The 2,121-nt window shown below is 50.4% G+C and carries 3 protein-coding genes; 1 reads left to right on the top strand and 2 read right to left on the bottom strand.

Annotated features, from left to right (window positions below; translation table 11 throughout):
• On the bottom strand, positions 1-153 hold a 153-nt coding region (locus FHQ30_RS13310), incomplete at its 3' end, for a YMGG-like glycine zipper-containing protein (RefSeq protein WP_500692268.1).
• Between the two features lie 142 nt (positions 154-295).
• On the opposite strand from FHQ30_RS13310, the gene FHQ30_RS12380 reads away from it, so the two are divergent.
• Positions 296-820 (top strand): TetR/AcrR family transcriptional regulator, encoded by a 525-nt coding sequence (locus FHQ30_RS12380; RefSeq protein WP_267963790.1) that lies wholly within the window; start codon positions 296-298, stop codon positions 818-820.
• A gap of 79 nt (positions 821-899) precedes the next feature.
• Here FHQ30_RS12380 and FHQ30_RS12375 read toward each other — a convergent pair whose 3' ends face one another.
• On the bottom strand, positions 900-1,790 hold the full coding sequence (locus FHQ30_RS12375; protein WP_139610954.1) for an AraC family transcriptional regulator: 891 nt from the start codon (positions 1,788-1,790) through the stop codon (positions 900-902).
• Positions 1,791-2,121 lie beyond the last annotated feature (331 nt).

Genomic DNA, 2,121 nt, shown 5'->3' with positions numbered 1-2,121 from the left:
GCCCAATGTTGCGCCGATATCACCGCCGATCAAATGCCCCGCCGCCCCGCCGATCACCGCCCCGACAACCATATTGCGTTGCTGTCTATCCATACTGCCGCAGCCAGCCAGGCTGCCGACAAGGGCGAACATCATCAAAAAACGGCTGATCATTTGCATAAAAAATCCTTCCAACATCATGATTTAAAAAAGCTTGTTAAAAAGTGATACATCTGTAACAATGCGAATTCTAATGATTGCAGCGCACCCAAACAAGCAAAAAATCAAAACTGAAACACATTGGCAGATTTGTAACATGAGCAAACCCACATTAAACCAAATCATCAAAAACCGCATCAACCAAGCCCTGATTGAGTTGATGGCACGCTATGATTTTCACGCCATCACCATCACCCAAATCACCCAAACCGCCGGGGTGAGCCGGGTGTCGTTTTACCGCAATTTCAGCAGCAAAGAAGATATTTTAATCAAAGCTTTGCGCGGCGATATCGAACAGCATTTTTACCGCACCGCCCAAAGCGGGCAATTAACCAACCACCGGGAATTATTCATGGCCATTTTTGCCTTTGTGGAACAAAAAGGTGATATCGTGGATTTGCTGTATCAAAATGATTTGTCGCATATTTTTTTGGCTTTTATCCGTGAGTGTTGCGGCGCAAAGCCCGAATCGGACAACGACACCGCCTATCACCACTCCCTGAATATGGGCGTGTGCTTCGGCGCGCTCGACGAATGGATACGGCGCGGCAGGCAAGGCACGGCGGCAGAAATGGCGGATAAAGTGGCGCAGGCGTTGGCCACTATATTAGCGAAATGGTAGCTTGGGCGGTGATGACCGCACTTTGAATCCAAGGCCGTCTGAAAAATGTTTTCAGGCAGTCTTTGTTTTTAAAAAAACCTCACCCCGCCGCTTTGCGATACTCCCTCGGCGTGCGGTTGTAAAAGCGTTTGAATATCTGGGCGAAATGGCTCGGGCTGTCGAAGCCGGATTCTGCCGCTATCAAGGCAATGCTTTTGGCGGGTTGGTTTGCCAACAGGTCGGCGGCGTGGTTGGCGCGGTATTTCAGCAGGTATTGCATCGGCGAGGTTTGCAGCGTGCGTTGGAAGCAGCGCAGGCTTTCCCGCTCGCCGATGTCGGCGGCCGCTGCGATGTCGGCAAGTTTGATGTCTTGCACAAAATGGCCATGGATATAATCCAGCATTTTGCGGATGCGGCGGTTGTCTTGGTTTTGTTTGTCGTTATCGGCGGCGAATTTGTGTTGGAAACGTTGGTATAAGGCCAAACACAAGGCGGAAAGGTGGTGGCGGGCGGCAAATTCGAAGCCGAACGGTTCGTCTGCCAACGCCTCAAAGGCTTGCCGGAAATGCGCGGGGCTGTCTGCGGAAACCTCATTGAGCGTGCAGCCGTCAAAAATACTGCAATCCAATAAGGGTGCGAGGTATTTGTCGGCGAATACCGATTCGGCAGCGCCGCTAATCAGGCGGCTGTGGAACAGCAGCGATTGCAATTCGCAGTCGGGATCGGCGCTGGCGTAATGCGGCACGTTGCTGTTGATGACAAAGCCTTCGCCTTGGCTCAGGCGAAATTGTTTGGTCGGAATTTGTACATTCAACACCCCGCTTTTCACATACAGAATTTCAATTTCTTCATGCCAATGCCACGGAATCACGGCATCGGTTTCCACGCCGTAATGGGCAAAATAAGCGGCACAGGGAAAGGCTTCCGTGCCGTGCGGCTGCATTTCCTGCTGGCGGCGGTTGAGGTTTAATCCGCATTGGCTGAGTCCCATAAATTCCCCTTTCTGATAAATAATGCCATTCCAGAAAAGCAAGATAACAAGGCGAGCCAACGCAGTGAGCTTGCTTTTATGGAATGGCATTTGTCGGTTTTTTGATAGTTTAAGTCCGAAATCCGATTGTTTCAAGCCTTATAAGTCGATATGATAACCATCAGATAATCAAGCACATAAGGAGTTTCTATGAAAGCCAATGCACTTTCGCTGCAAAGCTCGGTGGTCGGCCGCGCGAATTTACGCACTTATATTCAGGCGGCACAAGCGGCTGGGTTTGATGCCATCGAGCCGACCAAAGTCCAACTGGATTATTTTTTCAATGCCGGGC

Origin of the sequence: Testudinibacter sp. 'clade 2' (genome assembly GCF_006227735.1) — a bacterium.
GTDB lineage: Bacteria > Pseudomonadota > Gammaproteobacteria > Enterobacterales > Pasteurellaceae > Chelonobacter.
This window is presented reverse-complemented; position numbering and strand designations above follow the sequence as displayed.

Excerpts from the sequence above, each read along its gene's own strand:
- FHQ30_RS12380 (WP_267963790.1), top strand. The coding sequence starts at position 296 with ATGAGCAAACCCACATTAAACCAAATCATCAAAAACCGCATCAACCAA.
- FHQ30_RS12375 (WP_139610954.1), bottom strand. The coding sequence starts at position 1,790 with ATGGGACTCAGCCAATGCGGATTAAACCTCAACCGCCGCCAGCAGGAA.